The 5464-nt window shown below is 35.3% G+C and carries 7 protein-coding genes; all 7 read left to right on the top strand.

Features of this window, described 5'->3' with window-relative positions; translation table 11 throughout:
* Positions 1-1070, top strand: a 1070-nt coding sequence (locus ACEW8U_RS22890; RefSeq protein ID WP_373524378.1) for an argininosuccinate lyase, incomplete at its 5' end; no start/stop codon positions are given.
* Positions 1071-1291: 221 nt separating this feature from the next.
* Positions 1292-2053, top strand: coding sequence for a hypothetical protein (locus ACEW8U_RS22895; protein WP_373524379.1), 762 nt, complete (start codon positions 1292-1294; stop codon positions 2051-2053).
* Positions 2054-2227: 174 nt separating this feature from the next.
* Positions 2228-2953: a hypothetical protein gene (locus ACEW8U_RS22900; RefSeq protein WP_373524380.1), complete on the top strand. Its 726-nt coding sequence runs from the start codon at positions 2228-2230 to the stop codon at positions 2951-2953.
* Positions 2954-2987: 34 nt separating this feature from the next.
* A complete protein-coding gene (locus tag ACEW8U_RS22905; RefSeq protein WP_373524381.1) occupies positions 2988-3605 on the top strand; it encodes a hypothetical protein in 618 nt (205 codons plus the stop codon).
* Between the two features lie 263 nt (positions 3606-3868).
* Positions 3869-3997: a hypothetical protein gene (locus ACEW8U_RS22910; protein ID WP_373524382.1), complete on the top strand. Its 129-nt coding sequence runs from the start codon at positions 3869-3871 to the stop codon at positions 3995-3997.
* Between the two features lie 514 nt (positions 3998-4511).
* Positions 4512-4979 (top strand): PIN domain-containing protein, encoded by a 468-nt coding sequence (locus ACEW8U_RS22915; RefSeq protein WP_373524383.1) that lies wholly within the window; start codon positions 4512-4514, stop codon positions 4977-4979.
* Positions 4963-5115 (top strand): hypothetical protein, encoded by a 153-nt coding sequence (locus ACEW8U_RS22920; RefSeq protein WP_373524384.1) that lies wholly within the window; start codon positions 4963-4965, stop codon positions 5113-5115. The genes ACEW8U_RS22915 and ACEW8U_RS22920 overlap by 17 nt, the downstream gene beginning before the upstream one ends.
* The last annotated feature ends 349 nt before the right edge of the window (positions 5116-5464 follow it).

The raw sequence follows: 5464 nt of genomic DNA on the forward strand, positions 1-5464 counted from the left end.
TATTGACGAAAAGATATGGGGATGTGGGTAAGAAACTCCACAGTGGAAGGTCGCGAAATGATCAGGTGCTTGTAGATCTAAAATTATATTACAGGTCTGCCATCAGGGAAATCATTGAGGCTACGGAAGAATTGTTCAACCTACTGATTGAACTTTCTGAAAAACACAAAAACAACCTGATGCCGGGCTATACCCATACCCAACTGGCCATGCCATCCTCCTTTGGTTTGTGGTTTGGGTCTTTTGCGGAAGGGCTTACCGAAGACTTGGAACTGATGTTGGCTGCCTATAACCTTGCCAACAAAAACCCTTTGGGTTCCGCTGCCGGATATGGTTCCTCATTTCCTTTGGACAGAACGCTTACCACCCAATTACTGGGATTTGCAGACCTCCACCACAATGTCATCAATGCGCAGAACAGCCGGGGGAAAACAGAGAAAAACATCGCTTTTGCCTTATCGGGAATAGCAGGCACACTGAACAAACTGGCGGCAGACGTGTGTATTTTTATGAACCAACATTTTGGGTTTATTTCCTTTCCGGATGACCTTACCACAGGAAGCAGCATCATGCCCCACAAAAAAAATCCGGATGTCTTTGAACTGATCCGTGCCAAAACCAATCAGATCCAGTCTATCCCAAATACGGTCACCTTGTTGTTGACCAATATGACCACCGGGTACCATCGGGACCTGCAATTGTTGAAAGAAGCCATTTTTCCCGGAATTGAGACCTTATTGGACTGCATCCGCATGAGTACTTTTATGCTCAAAGAAATCAAGGTAAAAGAAAATATCCTTGCTGACCCATTTTACAAACATGTATTCAGCGTAGAGGAAGTCAATGACCTTGTCCTGAAAGGCGTACCATTCAGGGATGCCTACAAACAAGTTGGCCATGCAATTGAGAAAAGCGATTTTCAACCAGATCAGGAAAAAGTCGCCCATACCCACGAAGGAAGTATCGGAAACCTTTGCTCTGAGGAAATCAGGGAGAAAATGGATCAGTCGGTTGGTAGGTTTGAGATTGGGAAAGTTAGTCGAGTACTTGAAAAGCTGATTCACTCGTAAGTTAGCCTTTGACTTTACAAGTACCAAGAGTCTTCAAAATATCAAATCGCCATTTGATGATCTTTAAAAAAAAATAAGTATAATTAAACCCTGATAAAAATCCTCATTTATCAGGGTTATTCTTCTGGAAAGGGTGGTATACCCCTGACCAGGTCAGGGGTATAAACAAGTTGTGCTTAATAATAAAAAAGACACCAAGACAGAACTAACCATTTAACTAAGTGATGATACAAATTGGGATTATTATTGTTCTGACAGTTTTTGTTTTAAAAGGACTTTTTTCATTTAGACTTGAGAAAGATGATTATTCAAAGTCAACCGATGAATTACGGACTGAATTTCAAAGAAAGGATTTTCTTTTACTATTTCTGTTCTTTATTCTTTTACCTTCATTTACGGTTGGACTCACCATTCTTTTTGATTGGTTATCGGATTGGTCAACATCAAATGACAAATCAATACTTCATATTATTAAACCAAACATAGGAACATGGATTGTAATGGCAATGATGTCTTCTTTGGGATATGCGGTTTGCTCAATATTCAAAATTTCAAAATGGATTTTTAAAACTAATGAATCTAATTACTGGACTTATTACAATCGAAAATACGGATTTAAGGCAACCCGACTACTGAAATACTTGGGAATAATTTTGGTAATATTTAGTTCGACTTTAGTTTGCTTAAATTTGAATTCATATGTAAAATTTAAAGAGACCAAAATAGAAATAAATGAATTTAAATCCTTTAAACCGACTGAATACAAATTAGAATCAATCACTAAAATTATTCATTTTCAAAAGACAGTTGCCCCTAATGGAAATATTGTTCAGAAACCTCATTATGCGATTGTTTTTAATGACAATTATGCATGGCGAACAAATGATAACTTAAGAACACCAAATATAAATGATGACAAAATATTTTCATTTTTAACCGAGAAAACGGGATTGAAAATAGAAGAAATCGAAATCGACCAATAAATTACTAAGCACAACATTATATATAAAATATTGGGGGATAAGTATTTATTTGAGCCTTTCTGCCCCGCACCAGCTTTTGTAGCGGCAGACAGTGATGACGCCCGCAGCCCCAACATTTCATATATGCGACCGTTGTAAGCCATTTGGAAAACCGCACAGCATATAGATTAGAAAATGAATTGGATTAATAAAATAAAGAAAAAGACTGAAAAAATTGACAATAGTCGAGATTTGAAACGTGGTGAGATTAAAACTATCTTGATTGATAATTTCAAGGAGCAAATCCCTGACTTTCCATTGCTGGATTATAAAAATGGTGTTTATTTTTTTGAGCGTATAAAGAGTATTGACAACTATAAAATCTATGAAACGTTTCACTTGTCTTTTGGATTAAAAGATAAAAATTTTTCATGTTCAGTTTCTTCGACTCTAAATCCCACATACAGATACATCGGAACTTATAATAGCGGGATTCTAACGCAACATGTAAATTTGATTGTACTCAAAAAGAATAAAGGTATTATTCCGATTGAAGAAGCCTACTATTTTCATAACGGCAAAATTGACACTACAACCAAGATTGTTAAGACCATTGTCGATGATTACAAACAATATGGATTACGATTTCTTGACAAAAGATATAATGATTTATTTGATAATATAATTTTCGATAAAGGATTACGACTATTAGAGAGTATAACAATTGATAAAATAGTACTTAAGGAGCAAATCGAAAATGAACTTAAGCATTTAGATTATGTATCGAGTAGATTGAAAAATAGTGTTTACTTGGACATGAAAGAACAATTACAAGCAGTTCCAAAACAGGATAAAGATTTGAGACAAAAGATACATGGATTTGCTTATTCTTTATTGGAATATTATTGGGAAAATGAATAAAAAACGGCTTACAACATGGTTTAGCATACATTAAATGAACACAAGCAAGATTTACAGTATCCTTTCATTTTTTTTGCTATTCATGGCAATTATCCAAGCTCCTTTATTCTATTACTACACCTTTGGAATGATAGCAATATTAATTATTGCTCCTTATGTAGTCTTAGGATTTGGATTGACAATTTGGCTTCTTGTTGTAATGGTTAAAAAATCAGACCAGATAAAAAGAACACCCAAAATTAACCTTGGATTAACTTTTTTAATTGGAAGCTTGACCTTGGTTTTTGGTGAAATACTAATAGAAAAATTAGACTGGAATTTAAGGAAAAAAGAAAGAGAAGAGATAATTGATTTAATAAAAGAGGGCAAGATCCAACCAAATGGAGAATATAATAATGGAATAGCAAAATTAAGCAACTGGAATTTCCCTCCGATTTCTAACGGTGGAAATGAAATCTTAATTTATCAGTCAAGTGAAGGGTTTTTCACAGTTAAATTTTTCATTAATAGAGGATTTTTAGACCATTATTCAGCATTTGTATATTCAGAAGACCAAGATGAAATCAAAGAAATAGAAGAAAGAATAGCTTATTCAAATGGATTACACAAAAACAAAAAAATAGATAAGAACTGGTATAGAGTATCTTATTGAAAAAGGAAAACGTATGCTAACATCACCTTGGATCCAGCGGGCGGTTCCGAGTAAATTGAAAGTTTAATATCTTTAAGAAGTTAAGAGTAAGTTTGAAGGTACGGCTCCGAAAGCCCGCCATCTCCAAGCTGAATCACGTTACTTGGTATTGAAGGAGGACTCCATATAGATAGAACATTAAGACTTGAAATAGATGGTGAAAATAAAAAAGACAACATTTCTATTGCTTGCAATTACTTTATTGATTTTTACTCAATGTAAAAATGACAACGAACCCTGCGAAAAAAACATACCTGAATGGTGTCATAGAGTTGACCTGTCAAATGAAAATGACCCTGTTTGTGGTTGTGACGGTAAGACATATCAAAATGCCGGACACGCAACTTGTATAGGTGGAGTAACCTACAAAAAAGGAAAGTGCAAATTAGAGTTAATTATACGAAATTGATAAGAACCTCCCAAGGGAGGATTTATTGAAGTGATCAGAATCGGTCTTCAATCCACCTGGGACGACCAAATACAGAAATGAAGTCGGTTTATTCACGTATTTTTTATTTTCCATAGTGTTCATGAATGCTTCGGGTTTCACATTCCCATGGAGTGATTTCAGGTTTGAATGGACTGGCATAGCTTGCCCCTATCCTCTGGGACCAAAACACTCTCCACATCACCTGGTGGAATGGCCAACTTTTTTAACTGATAATCATTAATCAAGCCACACGCCTTTTATAAGTGTTAAGCTGATTGAACTACAAAATCCAAAGTTTTAGGGGGGAAATAGACAAGTTCGTGCCGGAGTACTGGAAAGAGCTTCGAAAACCGGCACAAGCCATACGCGAGAATGTTGACTGTAAGATAAAAGCGCATATTGGGGAGCAATAAGAGAAAAATAGGTAACTTTATTTTATGAAACCAAGGCTATATTTTGATACCTCTGTATTCGGTGGGATTTATGATAAAGAGTTTCGTTTAGAGACAGAAAAGTTGTTTCAGATGGTTGAGAATGGAGAAATAATTTGCGTTTACTCAGATCTGACCATAACAGAATTAAAAAATGCGCCTGAAAAAATAAAAATACATTTCAAAAATTTACCTGCTGCCAATATGTTGAAAGTTGAAATCATGGAGGAATGTTTTTCGCTTGCAAATCAATACATTGCAGAAAAGGTAGTAGGCAAAACAAGTTTTGATGATTGCCTTCACATTGCAACCGCCACTTTGAATAAAGTCGACTACCTTGTTAGTTGGAATTTTAAACATATCGTAAACGTATTTAGAATAAGAGGTTACAACTCTGTAAATATTAAAAACGGATTTGTACAATTAGACATCCGATCACCAAGAGAAATAGTGAATTATGGAACCAGAGATTAAAGAAAAACAATTTGATAGCGTAAAATTCTTTCGTGAAGAGAAAGAAAGAATATCTCGAGAAACCGAAGGCATGACCTTCCAAGAGTTTAAAGCGTATCTCGAGAAGCATAAGAAATGGGCTGAAAAAAAAAGATAGCTACAAAATCGGGCATATGGTCATAATCCCACATCCTGTCCAATGGGATCGGTTCACTGGATTAAAGGTTTCGCACGCCTGAATGACATGACTCGTCAGTTTTGAGATAAGAGGAATGCACGGATTTGTACCCTTTTCTTCTTAGGAAAGATAACTTGCCTCTATAAATATTAGAAGATGAAAGTTTACATTAAGAATATGGTTTGTAACCGCTGCATAATGGTAGTGAAAAATGAACTGGAGAAAATTGGCTTTAACCCTAAAAGCGTAAAATTAGGTGAGGTGGAATTTGAAGGAGAACTTAGTATTAACGATAAAAGGGAAATAGATAATCACCTGCTGACTTTTG

The organism is Aquiflexum sp., assembly GCF_041751335.1.
Classification (GTDB): domain Bacteria; phylum Bacteroidota; class Bacteroidia; order Cytophagales; family Cyclobacteriaceae; genus Aquiflexum.

What these genes read in the sequence shown, in the direction of transcription:
- ACEW8U_RS22900 (WP_373524380.1), top strand. Translation starts at nt 2,228, where the DNA reads ATGAATTGGATTAATAAAATAAAGAAAAAGACTGAAAAAATTGACAAT.
- ACEW8U_RS22905 (WP_373524381.1), top strand. Translation starts at nt 2,988, where the DNA reads ATGAACACAAGCAAGATTTACAGTATCCTTTCATTTTTTTTGCTATTC.
- ACEW8U_RS22910 (WP_373524382.1), top strand. Translation starts at nt 3,869, where the DNA reads ATGACAACGAACCCTGCGAAAAAAACATACCTGAATGGTGTCATAGAG.
- ACEW8U_RS22920 (WP_373524384.1), top strand. Translation starts at nt 4,963, where the DNA reads ATGGAACCAGAGATTAAAGAAAAACAATTTGATAGCGTAAAATTCTTT.
- ACEW8U_RS22915 (WP_373524383.1), top strand. Translation starts at nt 4,512, where the DNA reads ATGAAACCAAGGCTATATTTTGATACCTCTGTATTCGGTGGGATTTAT.